Origin of the sequence: Aliiroseovarius crassostreae (genome assembly GCF_001307765.1) — a bacterium.
In the GTDB taxonomy this organism is placed as follows: domain Bacteria; phylum Pseudomonadota; class Alphaproteobacteria; order Rhodobacterales; family Rhodobacteraceae; genus Aliiroseovarius; species Aliiroseovarius crassostreae.
On record NZ_LKBA01000023.1, the window covers coordinates 51,167 to 69,113 of the forward strand.

A 17,947-nucleotide genomic window follows, 5' to 3' on the forward strand; every position below is an offset into this window, starting at 1 on the left:
CTGTTATGACTGATCGTCTGCCCCATGAAAAAGGATTCCACATCAGCTGGGACCAGATCCATCGCGATTCTCGGGCGCTGGCATGGCGTCTGGACGGACAGGGCCCGGATGATGGCGCATGGCGCGCGGTTGTGGCCATTACCCGTGGCGGCATGGCCCCCGCGATGATTGTCAGCCGTGAACTCGACATTCGCACCGTGGATACGATTTCCGTACGCTCCTACCACCATCAGGCCCAGGGCGAGGCGGAAGTCCTGAAAGCGCCGGACGAAAAGATCATGGGCGACGGCGAAGGCATCCTGATCATCGACGATCTTGTCGACAGTGGCAAAACGCTGGAACTGGTACGGCAAATGTATCCGAAAGCGCATTTCGCAACGGTTTATGCCAAGCCCAAGGGCCGCCCTCAGGTGGACACGTTCATCACTGAAGTCAGCCAGGACACATGGATTTTCTTCCCCTGGGACATGGCCCTGCAATATGTCGAACCCTATCGGGGCAAAGACTGACCGCCGCAGACAGGTAAGCTGGCAGGAAAATGGATCGGTGAACTGACCGGCAAAAGACACCCCGACCCTGCGTGAAGCATTCCAGGTTCTGGGACACAAAACGGCCCCCTGTTGAGATTTTTCTCGCCAGCGGAGTGGGAAACTACACGCTCAGCGCTGATGAGATCGCCAGGCCCTCCTGACGTGCCCCCATGGGGTGGTCCAGATCGATGATGTCGTCGCTCAGATGGTCTTCATCGGCACGGCCTAGCGGCACCTTGCGCTGAGTGGATCGATGCCGCACATGATCAATGCACTTCCGGCGACGTGAAGGGGTTAGAAACCTCTCGGTGATTGCTGCGCATTCACCTGCCGGTCAGCGGTATTCCCCTCACGGCTTCGCTCAGAATGAGCTTGTCCAGGATCAGGTCAACACCACCCGCTGCATCCCGCCATAAAGCTTCCGCCATCGAGAGAACCTTTGCTGGGTCACGCCGATCTGGCACACCGCTTCCGCAACCGTCGCCCCTTGTCCTTGCAGAACTTAAACCTGCCGAAGATTTAATACTATCTCTTCGGGTTTCTCTCGCTTTCCAGCCATCGCAGATCCTCCAATTTACAGAACAAAATATCCCAGTTGCTGGACCACTTTCAGGGGAATAATCTACAAAAGTTGGCGTCGGCCGTCGTCAGGCAGTGGTTTGAAGTTGCTTAATTCCGTCTTTGAACTCAACACCCTGAATGACCTCGGGCAGACGGGTTTGCCCTGCCGCAATCAGACGTTGCAGTGGGATACCGCAAGGTGTTTGCCACATCTCCTCCTCATTTCCGTGTTAACCTTAACTTGTGCAAAAACAGTGATCCGGGGGGAGGAAGAGGCAGCATGACCAAGATCCGTCCCCCTGACCCAAAAGGTGCAACTGAGCGCAGGATGCACAAATCCGACCCCACCCCGCCATCGAAACGCAACAAGGCGAAACTCACGCCTCAGGACAAAGAAACAGATGTGGTTTTCACCGACTGGGCCAGTATCTGATCCTTTTTCCCGCCGGGATTTCACGCTAATCTACGGGCTATGAGCAACCCTGTTTCCAGCATTCGAAATCTCGGCCCCGCCTCCGATGACGCCTTTGCCCGCGCCGGGATCACCAGCGCGGAGGAGTTGCGCTCTCTTGGGCCGGATGAAGCCTATTTCCGGCTGCTCGACAGCGGGCACACCCCACATTTCATAGGATATTACGCCATGGTGATGGGACTTCAGGGTCGGCCATGGAACGATTGTCAGGGCGCTGAGAAAGCCAAGCTGCGCAAGCGGTTCGACAAGATCAAGGCGCGGGTGGCAAATGGGGCTATCAGCGATCTGGCCCATGACGCGGCTTTTGAACGGATCCTCGACGAGATTGGTATCCGCGCCCGGCGATGACACGCTTTATGGCGACTCGCACAAAAAAACCCGACCCCTTACCGGGGCCGGGCTGATCATCTGGATCGAACCTGTGGCTTAAAGCGTTTCGAGATTAACTTAAGACACAAGTTGATTTCGAAACGCCCGCAACATCAGTAGGTTTCGAGCGTTTCGCCTCATTATTGTTTCTCAATAATAAGTCGAAACACTTTAGCCCACCAGTTCCAGACCCGAGAAGAAGTAAGCGATTTCTTCTGCGGCGGTTTCCGGAGCGTCCGAACCGTGCACCGAGTTTTCGCCAACCGACTGGGCGAACTCTTTGCGGATAGTGCCTTCGTCAGCGTCAGCCGGGTTGGTGGCGCCCATCACGGTGCGGTAGGCTTTGATCGCGTCTTCGCCTTCCAGAACCTGCACAACAACCGGTTCCGAGATCATGAACTCGACCAGTTCACCGAAGAAGGGGCGCTCTTTGTGCACACCATAGAAGGTTTCGGCTTGTTTCTGGGTCATGTGGATGCGCTTTTGCGCGATGATGCGCAGACCAGCGGCTTCGATCTTGGCGTTGATGGCGCCGGTCAGGTTGCGTTTGGTGGCATCGGGTTTGATGATCGAGAAGGTGCGTTGAATGGCCATGTCGGTCCTCATTTATCTGCATGTTTCACGGGTGCCGGGATCGGCAATGTCTTTGGTCGCCCCCGTAACATGCCTAAGCCGTTCTGAAAAGAGCCGATTGACGCCTTGCCTGTGGTCAGGCACATGGGAAACATGTTGAAGATTTCCGATATCTCCTATGCGGTCGAAGGTCGCCCGCTGATCGAACATGCCTCGGCCACCATCCCCGACGGCCACAAGGTGGGTCTTGTCGGGCGCAATGGCACCGGGAAAACCACGCTGTTTCGGCTGATCCGGGGCGAGCTGACGCTGGAAACCGGTGAAATTTCGGTGCCCAAGGGCGCACGGATTGGCGGCGTGGCGCAGGAGGTTCCGGCCAGCGACACTTCGCTTCTGGACACGGTTCTGGCGGCCGACACCGAGCGCGCGGCCCTGATGCAGGAGGCCGAGACCGCAACCGATCCCACACGCATTGCCGAGGTTCAGACCCGCCTGGCAGATATTGACGCCTGGAGCGCCGAAGCACGCGCCTCTTCCATCCTGAAGGGGCTTGGGTTTGACGATCACCAGCACGCCCTGCCCTGCGCCGATTTCTCCGGCGGCTGGCGGATGCGGGTGGCATTGGCCGCCGTGCTGTTTTCCCAACCAGATCTGTTGCTGCTCGATGAACCGACCAACTATCTCGATCTTGAAGGGGCGCTGTGGCTGGAGCAATATCTGGCGAAATATCCCCATACGGTGATCATCGTCAGCCACGACCGGGGGCTGTTGAATCGGGCTGTGGGCGGGATCCTGCATTTGGAAGATCGCAAGCTGACCTATTATTCGGGACCGTATGACACATTCGCGGAAACCCGGGCTGCGCGGATTGCGGCGGCGGAAAGCGAAAACAAGAAGATCGCCGCACGCAAGGCCCATCTGCAATCTTATGTAGACCGCTTCCGCTATAAGGCATCGAAAGCCGTTCAGGCCCAGTCGCGGCTGAAGATGATCGAAAAGCTGAAACCGATCACCACGCCGCAAGAGGCGGCTTTGAAGGCGTTCAGCTTCCCCGAACCAGAAGAGCTCTCTCCTCCGATCATCAACATGGAGGGCGCGGAAACCGGTTATGGGGAGACCACAATCCTGTCACGGATGAGCCTGCGCATTGATCAGGACGACCGGATCGCCCTTCTGGGCAAGAATGGTCAGGGCAAATCCACCCTGTCGAAACTCCTGTCCGACCGGCTGGAACTGAAATCGGGCCGCATGGTGAAATCCGCCAAGCTGCGGATCGGCTATTTTGCCCAGCATCAGATGGACGAACTTTACCCCGATGAAACCCCGATTGAGCACCTGCGCCGCCTGCGCCCGGATGAATTGCCCGGAAAGCATCGCGCGCGTCTGTCGGGATTTGGCCTGGGCGCCGAACAGGCCGAAACCGAGGTGCGGCGCCTGTCGGGGGGGCAAAAGGCACGGCTGACCCTGCTTCTGGCCACGCTGGACGCACCACATCTTCTGATTCTTGACGAGCCCACCAACCACCTCGACATTGAAAGCCGCGAAGCCCTGGTCGAGGCGCTGACCGCTTATTCCGGCGCGGTGGTGCTGGTCAGTCACGACATGCATCTACTGTCGCTGGTGGCTGATCGTCTGTGGCTTGTGAGCAAGGGGCGCGTCACCCCGTTTGACGGTGATCTTGAGGATTATCGCAAGCTCCTTCTGACCTCGGACACCCCCAAGAAACCCGCCAAACCTGCACCTGAAAAAGCCAAACGTGCGGATCGAGATACCCTGCTGGCCCTCAGAGCCGAGGCGCGCAAATGCGAGACACGCGTGGACAAGCTTTTGGAAATGCGAGATAAACTCGATCAGAAACTGGCTGATCCGACCCTCTATGATGGCAGCAAAGCCGATGAAATCGCCCTTTGGCAGAAAAAACACGCCGAGGTGATGGACGGGCTGGAACGCGCGGAGGAATTGTGGATGGTGGCGCAGGAAAACCTTGAGAAGGCAGAGGCTTGATGGTCGATCTTCAGTATTTCATACCGGCCTTTGTGACGCTATTTGTGGTCATGGACCCCATTGGTCTGACACCGCTGTTCCTCGCGCTGACCCAAGGGATGAACACACACCAGCGCCGGGTGATTGCGCTGCGGGCGGCGGGGGTTGCTGGCGTCTTGCTCACCCTCTTTGCCTTTCTTGGCGACAATGTGCTTGGGTTTTTGGGCATTTCCATGGCCGCTTTCCGTATTTCCGGTGGGATCCTTTTGCTGCTGACCGCGCTCGATATGCTGTTTGAGCGGCGCACCAAGCGGCGCAAGGACACGTCCGAGAAAACCATTGATGCCGAAGATGACCCGTCGGTCTTTCCCCTCGCCATGCCGTTGATGGCAGGTCCGGGGGCGATCGCCACGATGATCCTGTTATCCGGCGAAGGGGACGGGTATTCCGGTGTGATGCTTGCCCTGGTGGTCATGGCGATGGTGCTGTTGATCACATTGGTCTTTTTCTTTGCCGCCAACCTGCTTGAACGGATGCTGCGTGAAACCGGGATCACGGTGCTGACGCGCCTGCTTGGCATGCTTCTTGCCGCGTTGGCGGTGCAGTTTGTGCTGGACGGGCTGAAGGATTTTGGCCTGTTTGGCATGGGCTAACTGAGAGCAGACAACCGTTTGGAAAAAATTGCTTCTTTGGCCTGTGGCCGGGATAGCAAAACACGGCACGAGGCGACAATTTTGCCCCCGCCCCGATGACAATTCCACGCGCGGTTCCTATATTTCGGGGACGGAGGAATGGAATGACCGCTGATGATCTTGGACGTCTGGCCTATCTCGCGCTGCTGCTGACAGCGGTGGCGGGGTATTTCATCTCCGAAAACCGGTTCAACCTCGGACAAACCCTGCGCCATGCCCTGCTCTGGGTGTTCATCTTCATTGGCGCCATGGCTGGGGTTGGTTTGTGGAATGACATCAGAAATGACATTTCCCCCAAACAAAGCTTTATTGAGACCTCCGGGCAGGTTGTGTTGCCCCGCGCCTTTGACGGACATTTCTACATACAACTCAAGATGAACGGGCAACCAATTGATTTCATAGTCGATACGGGCGCCAGCAATGTCGTGTTGACCAAAGAGGATGCCGAGCGCGCCGGGGTTGATCCATCCAGCCTGCGTTATTTTGGCCGCGCGCTGACCGCCAATGGGACCACCCGGACGGCCCCGGCCAATATTGCCCGGGTTGAGCTGGAAGGGATCACCGATTACGGGGTTGAGGTCTGGGTCAATGAAGGTGAAATGCCGCAATCTCTTCTTGGAAACAGCTATCTGCAACGCTTTGACAAGATCGAGATCCGCCGCGACCAGCTGGTGCTGACGCGCTGAACCGCTGACCTTCGACAAGTGGGCGCAGCCGGTCCCGCTTGGCCCCCTTCCGTCCTGCTTCACCGATCCTGTTCACGGGGGCCGGCTCACCCGTGCCCGCAGCCGAAGTGCAACCGGGGTGAAAATAACGGGGGGTCGCCAATCAGGAGCTTGCTTTCAGCTTCCATCGCCCACTGTCCTGGGACCAGTATTTTGCAGTGCATCCCGCCGCCACAACCGCTTTCCACTGGGTGCGGGCATGTGCCACCGCGTCCGGGTCATTGCCATCAAACAGGATGGAAACACGCTCCATCCCAGTCATTTCTTCGGGGCTCACCCCGGCCCCGTCCACTGAAATCAGCGTGTTGGCGCCGTTTGGGTTGTCCTGCCCCTCGGTCAGCAGCACCGGCTGGTCTGCCTCATGCGCGCCCCCGGCGCGCCCATGAGGCAAGAACCCGTCCTCCGGGGACAGCCAGAGTTTCTCATCCAGCCAGGTCAGCTGCTCCGGGTTGCGCCCCCGCACCAGCACCCGCCAGCCATTTTGCAGCGAACGGGTGAGAAGCACGGGCAGCGTGGCCTCAAGCGGCGTCAGGGTCATGTGGTAGAAAAAGACCTCGCCACCTGTCGGCGCGATGCCTTTTCCCTCCGAATTCTCCGCCGCCTGAGACATGGGGTCAGCCTTCGAACAGGTCTGACACCAGACGGTTCAGGGCCAGAACGCCCCAACCGGTGGCACCTTTGGGCGCGTAGGTGGTATCCCCTGCGGTCTGCGCCGTGCCGGCGATATCGAGGTGAATCCAGGGAGTGCCCTCTTTGACGAAACGTTGCAGGAACTGGGCGGCGGTGATCGACCCCGCGGCGCGACCTCCGACGTTTTTCATATCCGCCTTGTTCGATTTCAGCAGCTTGTCATAGGCATCGCCCAGCGGCATGCGCCAGGCGCCTTCGCCTTCGGATTGCGCCGCCTTCAACATCGCGTTGCAAAGCGGGTCATCGTTTGAGAACACACCGGTATTTTCATGCCCAAGGCCGATGATGATCGCGCCGGTCAGGGTGGCCAGGTCGATCATCCCCATCGGGCTGAACGTTTCCTGCGCATACCACATGATGTCACACAGAACCAAACGCCCTTCGGCATCGGTGTTGATCACTTCGATCGTGTCACCTTTCATCGATGTCACGATGTCACCGGGGCGTTGGGCACGACCATCAGGCATGTTTTCCACAAGCCCCACAACACCGACAACATTTGCCTTGGCCTTGCGTCCGGAAATTGCTTTCATTGCGCCTGCCACGGTGCCCGCACCGCCCATATCCATGGTCATGTCTTCCATGCCAGCCGCAGGTTTCAGGCTGATCCCGCCGGTGTCAAAGACCACGCCTTTGCCGATCAGCGCCAGCGGGGCTGCGTCTTTCTCACCGCCATTCCATTTCATCACCACAACCTTGGACGGGCTTTCCGATCCCTGCCCGACCCCCAACAGCGCCCGCATACCGAGTTGTTCCAGCTCCGGCTCGTCCAGGACCGAAACCTCAACCCCAAGCTCTTTCAACGCCACCAGACGGTCGGCAAATTCGGTGGTGGTCAGGATGTTGGAGGGTTCGTTGACCAGATCGCGGGTGAAGAACACACCATCGGTCAGGGCGGCTGCCAGCTCTGCCTTGCCGTCGAAGGTTTCCGGCTTTGAGACCATCACGGTCAACGCGCCGCCTTCCTGGGCGTCTTTGGACATGTGGTCCACGAATTCATAGGCGCGAAGGCAGGCCCCAAGCGCAAGTTCGTCAGCAAACCGACGATTGCCGGCGAGCACCAGAACCTCTTTGCCCAACAGGGATTTACCGATGACCGCACCGGCCTTGCGCATGGCATTGCCCTTGGACCGTTTTGACAGGCGCAGCACCTGGACCGCCTCGGCGGCAAGACCTGTGGGCCAGGCCAGCTCCGCTGCTTCCCCCTCTTTCATCTTTTCAAACCGCTCGCTTGAGGCAAATCGCGCCAGCGCGCCGCGCATGAGCTTGTTCACCCGGCGGGCGGCCGGGTCGAGTTTTCCGGGCTCGGAAACGATCACCACGATTCGTCCGCCATGGGTCGCAATGGCATCAAGGTCGGTGGCAATGAAGCGGGGGGTGATCGGGGTGGCCATGGGAACTCCTTCCAAAGGGCAACAAATGAGGCGCAGCTGAACCTGCAATCGGTCCGCGCCACCGTGACTATTGATCAAAACCGCCGCGATTCGAAGGGGGCATTCTCCGCTTGCAAATCCTTCCGGTTTTTCATCCGGGGGCGGCATTCTTTTGCCATTCCTACCTGTCAGAGCAAACAAAGGCCAGATAGCAGTTTTCCCGCCCGCACCAATCCGCTAGAACCGCTTGAAGATGTTGTAATCTATCGCATGTGGCAATTGGGAAAAGTTGGGGGAAATTTGGCCAGGCTGGATCGATATATCTTGTCACAGCTCTTGGTGCTGTTCGGGCTGGCCGGCCTGGTCCTGGTTCTGATCTTCTGGATCAACCGGGCGGTGCGCCTGTTCGACTATATCATCTCTTCTGGCGAAACGGCGTTGGTCTTTCTTGAAATCTCGACCATGATTCTGCCCAGCGTGATCGTGTTTGTCCTGCCGATTGCCGCCTTTACGGCCTCGATTGTGGTGATCAACCGACTGAATTCCGAAAGCGAGCTGGTGATCGCACAGGCCACCGGGTTCGGCCCGTTCCGACTGGCGCGCCCGGTGCTGATCTTCGGGGTCATAGGGGCTGCGTTCATGCTGGTGCTGACCCATTACCTCTCCCCCAAAAGCCAGCTGAGCTTTGCCCAGAGGCAGGCGGAGATCTCGTCAGATGTGACATCGCGCTTCCTGATCGAAGGCAGTTTCGTACACCCCACCTCCGGGATCACCCTATATGTGCGCGAAATTACGCCCGAGGGTGAGCTTTTGGACCTGTTCCTGTCCGATGAGCGCGAGAAATCTGAGGGCGGGACCCTGGCCACCTATACCGCCCAGCGGGCGCTTATCCTGAACACCGCAGAGGGCCCGCGCCTGTTGATGTTTGACGGGTTGGTGCAGATCCTGTCCCCCGATGGCCGACTGACCACCACCGGGTTCGAAGAATTCACCTATGACATTTCTGCGCTGATTTCCGATCCGATTGCTGGCAAACGCAAGATCCGCCAGCTTTACACCCATGAAATGCTGTTTCCCACCGAAGCCCTGATTGCCGAAACCCGCCAAAGCGCCACCGCCCTGCGCGCCGAGGCGCATTTCCGCAATGCCCAGGCGCTTTATGTCATTGTCGCCGCCCTGACTGGCTATTCCATGCTGATTGCTGGCGGTTTCAGCCGCTTTGGCATGTGGCGTCAGGTGGTGATTTCCATCGGCGTTGTGGCCAGTTTCCAGACACTCGACAACACGATGCTTGATATCGCCCGCCGGAGCGACAGCGCCCTGCCCCTGATCTATCTGGCTTCTATTCTCGGCCTGCTGTTCAATTTCACGGTATTATGGAGCGCCACGCGCCCCTCCTTCCTGGCCATCCGCAAACGCCGGAAAGCGGCGACGCTTTTGGCCCGGACCACCGCACAGGAGGGGTCCGCATGAGGCTGCACCTCTATTTCGCCCGCCGTTTCCTGTTTTCCTTCGTGACCATGCTGGTGGTGCTGGGACTGGTGTTTGTGCTGCTGGATATGGTTGAGGGCATGCGCAAATTCGACGCAAGCCAGGTCGGCTTCACCGAGGTTCTGGGGCTGACACTTCTGAACATGCCCATGTGGATGTATCGCATCCTGCCGCTGGTGACCATTCTGGCAACCATCTGGATGTTCCTGAGCCTTGCGCGCAGCTCCGAGCTGGTGGTGACGCGTGCGTCGGGACGATCGGCCATGATCACCCTGATTTCCCCGGTGGTCACGGTTTTCCTGATCGGGGTTGTGGCGCTGCTGATCTTCAACCCGATTTCCGCGGCAACCCAAAAGAAATATGAGCGCCTGTCGGCAGAATATTCCGGCGGAAGCCGTTCCATTTCCTCTGTTTCAAAAGGCGGGGTCTGGCTGCGACAGGGCAACAAGCAAGGGCAGATCGTGATCCGTGCCAGCCAGTCAAACAATGACGGAACCCGCTTGCAGGATGTGACGTTTTATTCATTTTCATCTGACGGCATGCCGACCAAACGCGTTTCGGCCCGTCAGGCCACGCTGGAACCGGGCCGCTGGGCGCTGCGCTCGGCCAAGGTCTGGAATTTTGATCTGTCCGACAACCCCGAAGGTGAGGCACTGGTGCTGCCCTCCTATTGGATCGCCACAAACCTGACCGAGGAACAGATCCGCGACAGTTTCGGCAAGCCCTCCAATATTTCAATTTGGGATCTGCCCAGTTTTATCACCCGGTTGAATGAGGCAGGGTTTTCCCCCCGCCTGCATCAGGTCTGGTTGCAGATCGAGCTTTCCACCCCCCTGTTTCTGGTGGCCATGGTGCTGATCGGCGCCTCGTTCACCATGCGTCATACCCGGTTCGGACGCACCGGCATCATGGTTGTGTCAGCGCTTGTTCTTGGGTTTGGCTTTTATTTCATTCGTAATTTCGCGCAGATCCTTGGCGAGAACGGACAGATCCCGGTGATTTTTGCCGCCTGGACCACCCCGATTTCGGGGATCCTTCTGTCGCTCGGATTTCTGCTGCATCTGGAGGATGGGTAATGTTCACCATATCCGACCTGTGGTCTGGCCGTATCAGCAAGCTGGCCCTGATTGCCGGTCTGGCCGCGGCCATTGGCCTTGCCCCCCCTCCGACAACCTTTGCACAGTCCCGCCCCGTCGCGGACAGCTCTGCCCCTGCCCTGTTGGTGGCAGACCGTATCACGGTTCAGGGCAATAAGGGGCTTTTGGCCGAAGGCAATGTGATGGTCCACTTCGCGGGCACCACACTGACCGCGGCCAGCATTTCCTTTGACAAGACCACCAACCAGCTGACCATCAGCGGCCCGATCGTGTTGCAAAACGGTGAGGATCAGCTGATCCTGGCCAGTGCGGCCGAGCTGTCCTCCGATCTGCGCAACGGGATATTGCAATCCGCCCGTCTGGTTCTGAACCAGCAGTTGCAAATTGCCGCCGTCGAAATCAACCGCGTGCAGGGCCGCTATACCCAACTGAACAAGATCGTGGCCTCCTCCTGTCAGGTCTGCGCAAAATCGCCTGTGCCCTTGTGGCAGATCCGGGCTGAGAAAGTCGTGCATGACGAACAGGAGCGCCAGCTTTATTTCCACAATGCCCAGCTGCGTGTTGCGGATGTTCCGATCCTGTTCCTGCCGCGCCTGCGCCTCCCGGATCCGACCCTCAAGCGCGCAACCGGCTTTCTGGCCCCGAAGCTGCGCACGCGAAGCAGTTTTGGCACCGGGGTCAGGCTGCCTTATTTCATTCGGCTAGGCGACCATGCGGACCTGACGCTGGCCCCGTTCATCGCCACCAGGTCCAGAACTCTGGAATGGCGTTATCGTCAGGCGTTTTACAACGGCAACCTGTCTTTCAACGGCGCTGTCAGCAATGACGATATTCGGAGAGACCAGACCCGGTCCTATGTGTTCGGAGAGGGATCGTTTGACCTTCCGCAGGATTTCAAACTTGATTTCACCCTTCAGGAAGTCTCAGACCCCGGCTATCTGAACGATTACGACTACTCCAGTGCCGACCGGCTGCGCAACGCGCTTGAAGTGTCGCGTGTGCGTCGGGATGAGTTCATCTTTGCCGGCATCACCCGACACGAAAGCCTGCGCGCCTCGGAACGGGCCATTTCAGATCAACTGCCTTTCGCCCAGCTGGAATTTCTGTATCAACGCCGCTTTGATCCGGTTCTTCTTGGCGGCGTCGCCGAATATGAACTGTCCGCGCGGTCCTATTTCCGGGAAAGCACCCTGGACGGCCCAAAGGGGCGCGATGTGACCCATGTGGGAGCGTCCTTTCACTGGAAACGCGACTGGATGATCAGGGGCGGGATGATCGCATCCCTGGAAACCGGGATTGACTGGGGAAATTACTGGATCAACCAAGACAGCAGCTTTGATCCCAACCAGAGCTTTGCCACCCCCTCCGTCGCCGCCACGCTGCGCTGGCCTTTGTCGCGGGTTTCCGCCAATGGAAGCGTCGATGTGATCGAACCGGTGCTGCAGCTGGTCTGGAGTGATCAGATCGGTGCCACCCTGCCCAATGAAGACAGCACCTATGTCGAACTTGACGAAAACAACCTGTTCGACATGTCCCGGTATCCGGGATTTGACCGACGAGAAGAGGGCACACGGGCCAATATTGGCGTGAAATGGAGCCGCTTTTCCCCAACCGGCTGGAGCTCGACAATCGGCATCGGACGCGTGTTTCGCTTTGATGGGAATAATTCTTTCTCCAATGCCTCCGGCCTGTCCGGCGACAGTTCGGACTGGTTGATCGCAGCGCAGTTGCAATTCGGGGCAAACCTCGCCTTCCAAGGCCGTGCGCTGATCAATGACCAGTTCGAAGTTGCCAAGACCGAAAGCCGCTTTGCCTATATCGGGGAAGACTGGAACCTGAGTGCGGCCCATCTCTGGGTTGTCGCAGATCCCGATGAAAACCGTGACGCCTCGATCCACGAGCTGCGCCTGACAGGCGGGTATCAGCTGACCGATGGCTGGCGCATCAGCGCGGAGGGCGATGTTGACCTTTCGGCCAATCAGGTCACCAAGGGCCAGCTTGGGCTGCAATATCGCAATGAATGCCTCCAGGTCGATCTGGCCGTCTCGCGCCGGTTCACCGCCTCACAAACCATTACACCCACCACGGAACTTGGCCTTCAGGTCGAGCTGTTGGGGTTTGGGGGGGCCCCGAAAGGAGCTGCGCGCAGATGCCTGCAGTGACCCAGCCCCCTCAAGCGGCGACAATCATCCGCATCTCCCTGTCACGGGGCAGATCGGGCTGGCATCCTGAGGCCGCTTTGGGCAATATACCCGCAGACCCGCAAGATGTTCGCGGCCACGCCCCTTGTTAACGATGAATAACCGGAAGAGCAGACAAGACATGACACACGCTATTTCATCGGGTTTTCCCATGGCAACGCATGGAAAAAGCGACCGCTTCAAACGCCTGCGCCGCGCTCTGACGACCCCTTTGGTCATGGCAGTGGTGCTCTCGCCCCTGCCCGTAGTGACACCGGTCAGTGTCGCCCATGCCCAGAACCTGTTTGCGCCCGCTTTACAGGTCAATGATCGGGTGATCACCACCTATGAGCTGTCTCAGCGAATCGCCTATCTGACCTTGCTGCGCGCGCCCGGAGACAGGGCTGAACTTGCCCGTGAACAGTTGCTCACTGAAACCCTGCAACGCGAAGCTGCCGCCCGTGCAGGTATGGCCCTCAGCGACGCGGAGCTCACCGAAGGGATGGAAGAATTCGTCAAGCGGTTCAACATGCCCCTGGAAAAATTCGAACAGGCCATCGCGCAGGGCGGCGTGGCCATGGAAACCTTCCGCGATTTTGTCTCGGCCGGGCTGGTGTGGCGGAAATTCGCCCGTGAACGGTTTCGCCGCGACGTAAGGATCACCGAGGAAGATATCGACCGCCGTCTGGCACAAAGCGGCCCTGATGCCGGGGTGCGGGTGTTGTTGTCCGAAATCATCCTGCCCGCTGATACGCCACAAACCCAAGAGACATCCGGCGCGCGCGCATTACAGCTGGCGGAAATTGACACCCTGCCTGCCTTTGCGGCCGCCGCACGACGCTATTCCGCGGCCCCCTCCAAAGGGCGTTCAGGTCGGCTGGACTGGATGGACCTGTCCAACCTTCCCCCTGCCCTTGCGGCCCAGATCCTGCCTCTTGCCCCGGGGGAAGTGACGGCACCGCTGCCCGTCCAGAACGGCATTGCGCTGTTTCAGATGCGCGCCATCGAAGAAATCGACGCCCCGGCCCCGAAAGATGTGCTGATTGATTACGCCGCTTACCTGATCCCGGGCGCCGGAACGCCGGAAGCCCTGGCCAGCGCCGCCGACATTCGCACCCGCGTTGACAGCTGCAACGACCTTTACAAGGTGGCCCAGGGGCAGCCGGAAGAACAGCTCGTGCGCGATACGAAACTGGTCTCGGAGCTTCCTACCGATTATGCGATTGAACTGGCGAAGCTGGACGAAGGTGAAAGCTCTGTTGCGCTGACCACACCGTCAGGCCAGAATCAGATTTTCCTGATGCTGTGCAGCCGCACACGGGAACTTCCAGAAGAACTCAGCCGTGACGACATTCGCACCCAGTTGCAAAACCAGCGTCTTGGTGCCCTTGCCACCGGTTATCTGGAAGAATTGCGGGCAGAAGCCTATATCGAGGATCTTGCACAGAAATGACCTCTGATCTTTCCCGTCTGGCCCCCATTGCCCTGACGATGGGTGAGCCAGCGGGCATCGGCCCGGAGCTGGCCCCAGCGGCATTTGAGGCGCTCAGGGGAGAGGTCCCGTTTTTTCTGATAGGTGACCCGAACCATTTGCCCGCAGGCTGCAAATTCACCGAGATCAGCACGCCGGCCGAGGCTCATACCCCCCAAGATCTGCCGGTCCTGCGCCATGATTTCGGCCCCGATCGCACCCCCGGCACCCCTTCGGGCGCACATGCGCAACACGTCGTCGACGTGATCGCCCGGGCGGTCAGGCTGGTGCAGGAAGGTGAGGCAGCGGCAATCTGCACCAACCCCATCCACAAGAAAGCGCTCAAGGATGGCGCCGGGTTTCGTTTTCCGGGGCACACCGAATTCCTTGCGGATCTGGCAGGTGGGGTCGAAGTGGTGATGATGCTGGCCTGTGAGGAGCTGCGCGTCGTGCCTGCGACCATTCACATCCCCCTCGGCGAGGTGCCCTCCACCCTCAGCCGGGACAGGCTCACCCAGGTTATTCGCACAACCCATGATGCCCTGATCCGGGATTTCGGCCTTGCAACACCGCGAATTGCGGTGGCTGGGCTGAACCCGCATGCCGGTGAAGGCGGTGCGATGGGAGTGGAAGAGATCACGATGATCTCGCCTTTGTTGGATGAGCTTCGCCGCGAAGGGTTGGATCTGTCCGGCCCGTGCTCAGCAGACACGATGTTTCATTCTGCGGCCCGCGCAGGCTATGATGCCGCGATCTGCATGTATCACGATCAGGCCCTGATCCCGATCAAAACCATTGATTTTGCCGGAGGGGTAAACGTGACACTGGGGCTGCCCTTTGTGCGCACCTCTCCCGATCATGGCACGGCATTTGACATCGCCGGACAGGGAAAAGCCGACCCAAGTTCATTGATTGCGGCATTGCGGATGGGCTGGAGCATGGCAAACGCCCGCAAGACGGGCCTTCGCAATACCAACCACAAGGACGGAACACGCTGATGACCCAGATCGACGGGTTGCCCCCGCTGCGCGAAGTGATCGCCACCCATGGCATGACCGCCAAAAAATCGCTCGGGCAGAATTTCCTCCTTGATCTGAACCTAACCTCAAAAATCGCCCGACAGGCGGGGGATCTGACATCCTGTGACGTTCTGGAAGTGGGGCCCGGCCCCGGCGGACTGACCCGCGGACTGCTGGCTGAAGGCGCGCGCAAAGTGCTTGCCGTTGAAAAAGATAGCCGTGCCCTCGGCCCGCTGGGAGAGATCCAGGCCGCCTATCCAGGTCGGCTGGACGTGATCAATGCAGATGCGCTGGAACTGGATCCGCTGGAACATCTTACCCCGCCAATCCGCGTTGTGGCCAACCTGCCCTACAATGTCGGAACAGAACTTCTGGTGCGCTGGCTGACCCCCAAAACCTGGCCCCCAGTCTGGTCCAGCCTGACCTTGATGTTCCAAAAAGAAGTGGCGCAGCGCATCGTCGCCCAGCCCGGCTCCAAAGCCTATGGCCGCCTTGCGGTTCTGGCGCAGTGGCGCACCGATGCCCGAATTGTCATGGAGCTGCCGCCCGAGGCCTTCACCCCACCGCCGAAAATCCGCTCGGCCGTGGTGCATCTGGCAGCCCTGCCGCAGCCCCGCTTCGAGGCGGATGCCGACAAGCTGCAGAAAGTGGTGGCCACCGCCTTCAACCAACGCCGCAAGATGCTGCGCGCCTCACTCAAAGGCCTGCACCCGGAGATCGAAGACATTCTGAACTCGGTGGGGATCAAACCCACATCCAGGGCGGAAGAAATCGACCTCGAGGCGTTTTGCGCCCTGACCCGCGCCCTGACCAAGACATGACCCCAAAGCAGCCGTAACCTGCGGCTGCACGACCTTTGGCTGGAAAACCCGCTAATCTTCAGCGGCCCCCTTCGTTTTTTTCTTGCTGAAAATACCTCGGGGTGAGCCTCAAAGAGGCGAGGGGCAGCGCCCCTTCCTGCACATATTCAGAGACAGTTCCACCGTTGCGGAAACGCGCTGAGCTCCCTCAGGAATGTTCCTCCTGCGCGGTTTGTGCAAGCACCCTGTTATAGGCTTTGAGCGCATCCACATGGTGGATCGTGCCCCAAAGATCCGGCGCGTCCCCCTCTCCGCCAAGGGTCACAACCGGCACAAATACAGCCCCCGTAGCCTCAAAAACCGGCATCACCGCCTCCAGTGTTGCATTGCCATCCACATAGACCCCCTGCTCGATCAATTCCCAGCAATCGGCCTCGCCCGGTGATCGCTTGTGATCAAGCTCACGCATGACCGCAGCCACGCGCACCATGGACAAAAGATACGCCTGTGGCCCGGCGGCAAGGTGGATATTGCGTCGCTCCAACTGGGTCAGGAAGAAAGACTGGTCCACCAGACGACTGGACAGCGCAGTGGAGAGAGACACCGCACACATCACCGCAATCCCGGTCTGCCAGTCGCCTGTCAATTCAAAGACAATCATCGTGGTGGAAATCGGCGCACCCAGCACCGCGGCTGCCACCGCTCCCATTCCAGCAAGGGCATAAAGCGTTTCTGACCCGGAGACGTCCGGGAAAATGGCTGTGGCGATAATGCCAAAAGCAAGCCCGGTCAGCGCGCCCATCATAAGCGCCGGAGAGAACACCCCGCCCCCCATCCGTCCGGCCATGGTGACCGCGACCGCAAACACCTTGACCACCGCCAGCACCACCGCTTCATGCCACACCATCTGACCGGTCAGGGCAAGCGAGGTGGTCTCATAGCCCACACCAATGATATGCGGGAAGAAAATCGCAATTATCCCCAGGATCAGACCGGACAGCGCCGGACGCAGAACGTTCGGCAGGCGCATCCTTTTCTGCAGGTCATTTCCAACATCATCCGCCAGAAAGATCGCCCGCATGAAGACAACCGCGACAAAGCCAGACAGGATGCCCAGGATCAGGAAGGCCGGCAGTTCGACATAAAAAGCGAGACTGCCCTCCAAAGGCAGCACAAATTCGGTCATACCGCCATATTCCAACCGGTTGATTACCGTCCCGGCCACCGCAGCAATGGCAATCGGCGCAAAGGCATGCAGGGCAAAATGGCGCAACACCACTTCAAGCGCAAACAGGGCTCCCGCAATAGGGGCATTGAAACTGGCAGAAACGGCGGCGGCCACGGCACAGCCCAAAAGATCACGGCCCGTGACGCCATCTGCCTTGATCCGGTTGGCAATCCAGCTTGAGACAACACCTGCCATATGCACAACCGGCCCCTCACGTCCGGTGGATCCCCCGGTTGAAAGCGTGATGAACGAGGCCAGCGCCGAGCCGATCCCCGCGCGCTTTTCCACCCGCCCTTCCCAAAGGGCTGCCCCCTCGATCACATCCGCCACCGAACGCACCCGGCCATCATGGGTGAACCAGTTCAGAATGACCCCAACTGCAAATCCGCCGAGCGCGGGCAGGATCAGGATCCAGTACCATGGCAGGGTCGATGCAAAGCTGTGCAGATGGGCAAGATCATCCGTGCCGTAAAGCGTGGCTTGCAACCATTCGATTCCCTTGCGAAACCCAAGTGCGGCGGCCCCGGAGACCACTCCGATCACCAGCGCGATAAGCCAGAATTGCACCTGGGACGGGCCTTTTTCCAGCAACAGTTTCCAACCCGTTGACAATGCTTGAATTTGCCGTTGTAGTGTTTTGAGAATTAACCCTTTTATTTGATTAAACTTTACCAAAACTTTACCCGACCCTTT

17 protein-coding genes and 1 pseudogene are annotated in these 17,947 nt (G+C 59.0%); 12 read left to right on the forward strand and 6 right to left on the reverse strand.

Features of this window, described 5'->3' with window-relative positions:
* Positions 1–5 precede the first annotated feature (5 nt).
* Positions 6–509 carry a xanthine phosphoribosyltransferase gene (gene gpt / locus AKJ29_RS16040; protein ID WP_055192551.1) on the forward strand — a complete coding sequence of 168 codons (504 nt, stop codon included), beginning with the start codon at positions 6–8 and terminating at the stop codon, positions 507–509.
* Between the two features lie 187 nt (positions 510–696).
* On the opposite strand, the pseudogene AKJ29_RS20220 reads toward gpt, so the two are convergent.
* Together AKJ29_RS20220 and AKJ29_RS20375 are read right to left on the reverse strand one after the other, a co-directional pair.
* A pseudogene (locus AKJ29_RS20220) lies at positions 697–1,029 on the reverse strand (hypothetical protein); the annotation flags it as partial.
* A gap of 148 nt (positions 1,030–1,177) precedes the next feature.
* A complete protein-coding gene (locus AKJ29_RS20375) occupies positions 1,178–1,303 on the reverse strand; it encodes a hypothetical protein (protein ID WP_261172616.1) in 126 nt (41 codons plus the stop codon).
* A gap of 68 nt (positions 1,304–1,371) precedes the next feature.
* Here AKJ29_RS20375 and AKJ29_RS19765 point away from each other — a divergent pair, with 68 nt between their 5' ends.
* Both AKJ29_RS19765 and AKJ29_RS16050 read left to right on the forward strand, forming a co-directional pair.
* Complete coding sequence (locus tag AKJ29_RS19765) at positions 1,372–1,524, forward strand: hypothetical protein (RefSeq protein ID WP_161805467.1); 153 nt, start codon at positions 1,372–1,374, stop codon at positions 1,522–1,524.
* 39 nt (positions 1,525–1,563) lie between these two features.
* Positions 1,564–1,911 (forward strand): TfoX/Sxy family DNA transformation protein, encoded by a 348-nt coding sequence (locus AKJ29_RS16050; protein ID WP_055192553.1) that lies wholly within the window; start codon positions 1,564–1,566, stop codon positions 1,909–1,911.
* A 192-nt stretch (positions 1,912–2,103) separates the two neighbouring features.
* Here the strand turns inward: AKJ29_RS16050 and ndk are convergent, their stop codons facing one another.
* Positions 2,104–2,526 (reverse strand): nucleoside-diphosphate kinase, encoded by a 423-nt coding sequence (gene ndk / locus AKJ29_RS16055; RefSeq protein WP_055192699.1) that lies wholly within the window; start codon positions 2,524–2,526, stop codon positions 2,104–2,106.
* Between the two features lie 132 nt (positions 2,527–2,658).
* Here ndk and AKJ29_RS16060 point away from each other — a divergent pair, with 132 nt between their 5' ends.
* From AKJ29_RS16060 to AKJ29_RS16070, 3 genes are all read left to right on the forward strand, one after another.
* Positions 2,659–4,509: an ABC-F family ATP-binding cassette domain-containing protein gene (locus AKJ29_RS16060; protein ID WP_055192700.1), complete on the forward strand. Its 1,851-nt coding sequence runs from the start codon at positions 2,659–2,661 to the stop codon at positions 4,507–4,509.
* Positions 4,509–5,141: a MarC family protein gene (locus tag AKJ29_RS16065; protein WP_055192554.1), complete on the forward strand. Its 633-nt coding sequence runs from the start codon at positions 4,509–4,511 to the stop codon at positions 5,139–5,141. Before AKJ29_RS16060 ends, AKJ29_RS16065 begins: the two co-directional genes overlap by 1 nt.
* Before the next feature lie 143 nt (positions 5,142–5,284).
* A complete protein-coding gene (locus tag AKJ29_RS16070) occupies positions 5,285–5,866 on the forward strand; it encodes a retropepsin-like aspartic protease family protein (protein ID WP_055192555.1) in 582 nt (193 codons plus the stop codon).
* Between the two features lie 142 nt (positions 5,867–6,008).
* Here the strand turns inward: AKJ29_RS16070 and AKJ29_RS16075 are convergent, their stop codons facing one another.
* Both AKJ29_RS16075 and AKJ29_RS16080 read right to left on the reverse strand, forming a co-directional pair.
* The gene (locus tag AKJ29_RS16075; protein ID WP_055192556.1) at positions 6,009–6,515 is read right to left on the reverse strand and encodes a DNA polymerase III subunit chi; all 507 of its coding nucleotides are present in this window, start codon (positions 6,513–6,515) and stop codon (positions 6,009–6,011) included.
* Positions 6,516–6,519: 4 nt separating this feature from the next.
* Positions 6,520–7,989 (reverse strand): leucyl aminopeptidase, encoded by a 1,470-nt coding sequence (locus tag AKJ29_RS16080; protein WP_055192557.1) that lies wholly within the window; start codon positions 7,987–7,989, stop codon positions 6,520–6,522.
* Positions 7,990–8,292: 303 nt separating this feature from the next.
* On the opposite strand from AKJ29_RS16080, the gene AKJ29_RS16085 reads away from it, so the two are divergent.
* The 6 genes from AKJ29_RS16085 (at position 8,293) to rsmA (ending at position 16,047) form a co-directional block, all read left to right on the forward strand.
* Complete coding sequence (locus AKJ29_RS16085) at positions 8,293–9,441, forward strand: LptF/LptG family permease (RefSeq protein WP_161805468.1); 1,149 nt, start codon at positions 8,293–8,295, stop codon at positions 9,439–9,441.
* Positions 9,438–10,535, forward strand: a complete 1,098-nt coding sequence (gene lptG, locus AKJ29_RS16090; protein ID WP_055192559.1) for an LPS export ABC transporter permease LptG — start codon at positions 9,438–9,440, stop codon at positions 10,533–10,535. Before AKJ29_RS16085 ends, lptG begins: the two co-directional genes overlap by 4 nt.
* The gene (locus tag AKJ29_RS16095) at positions 10,535–12,718 is read left to right on the forward strand and encodes an LPS-assembly protein LptD (RefSeq protein WP_055192560.1); all 2,184 of its coding nucleotides are present in this window, start codon (positions 10,535–10,537) and stop codon (positions 12,716–12,718) included. The genes lptG and AKJ29_RS16095 overlap by 1 nt, the downstream gene beginning before the upstream one ends.
* Positions 12,719–12,878: 160 nt before the next feature.
* Positions 12,879–14,189, forward strand: a complete 1,311-nt coding sequence (locus AKJ29_RS16100; protein WP_055192561.1) for a peptidylprolyl isomerase — start codon at positions 12,879–12,881, stop codon at positions 14,187–14,189.
* Positions 14,186–15,205 (forward strand): 4-hydroxythreonine-4-phosphate dehydrogenase PdxA, encoded by a 1,020-nt coding sequence (gene pdxA, locus AKJ29_RS16105; protein WP_055192562.1) that lies wholly within the window; start codon positions 14,186–14,188, stop codon positions 15,203–15,205. The genes AKJ29_RS16100 and pdxA overlap by 4 nt, the downstream gene beginning before the upstream one ends.
* Complete coding sequence (rsmA, locus tag AKJ29_RS16110) at positions 15,205–16,047, forward strand: 16S rRNA (adenine(1518)-N(6)/adenine(1519)-N(6))-dimethyltransferase RsmA (RefSeq protein ID WP_055192563.1); 843 nt, start codon at positions 15,205–15,207, stop codon at positions 16,045–16,047. The genes pdxA and rsmA overlap by 1 nt, the downstream gene beginning before the upstream one ends.
* A 187-nt stretch (positions 16,048–16,234) precedes the next feature.
* Here rsmA and AKJ29_RS16115 read toward each other — a convergent pair whose 3' ends face one another.
* Positions 16,235–17,866, reverse strand: coding sequence for a chloride channel protein (locus AKJ29_RS16115; protein WP_139231397.1), 1,632 nt, complete (start codon positions 17,864–17,866; stop codon positions 16,235–16,237).
* Positions 17,867–17,947 lie beyond the last annotated feature (81 nt).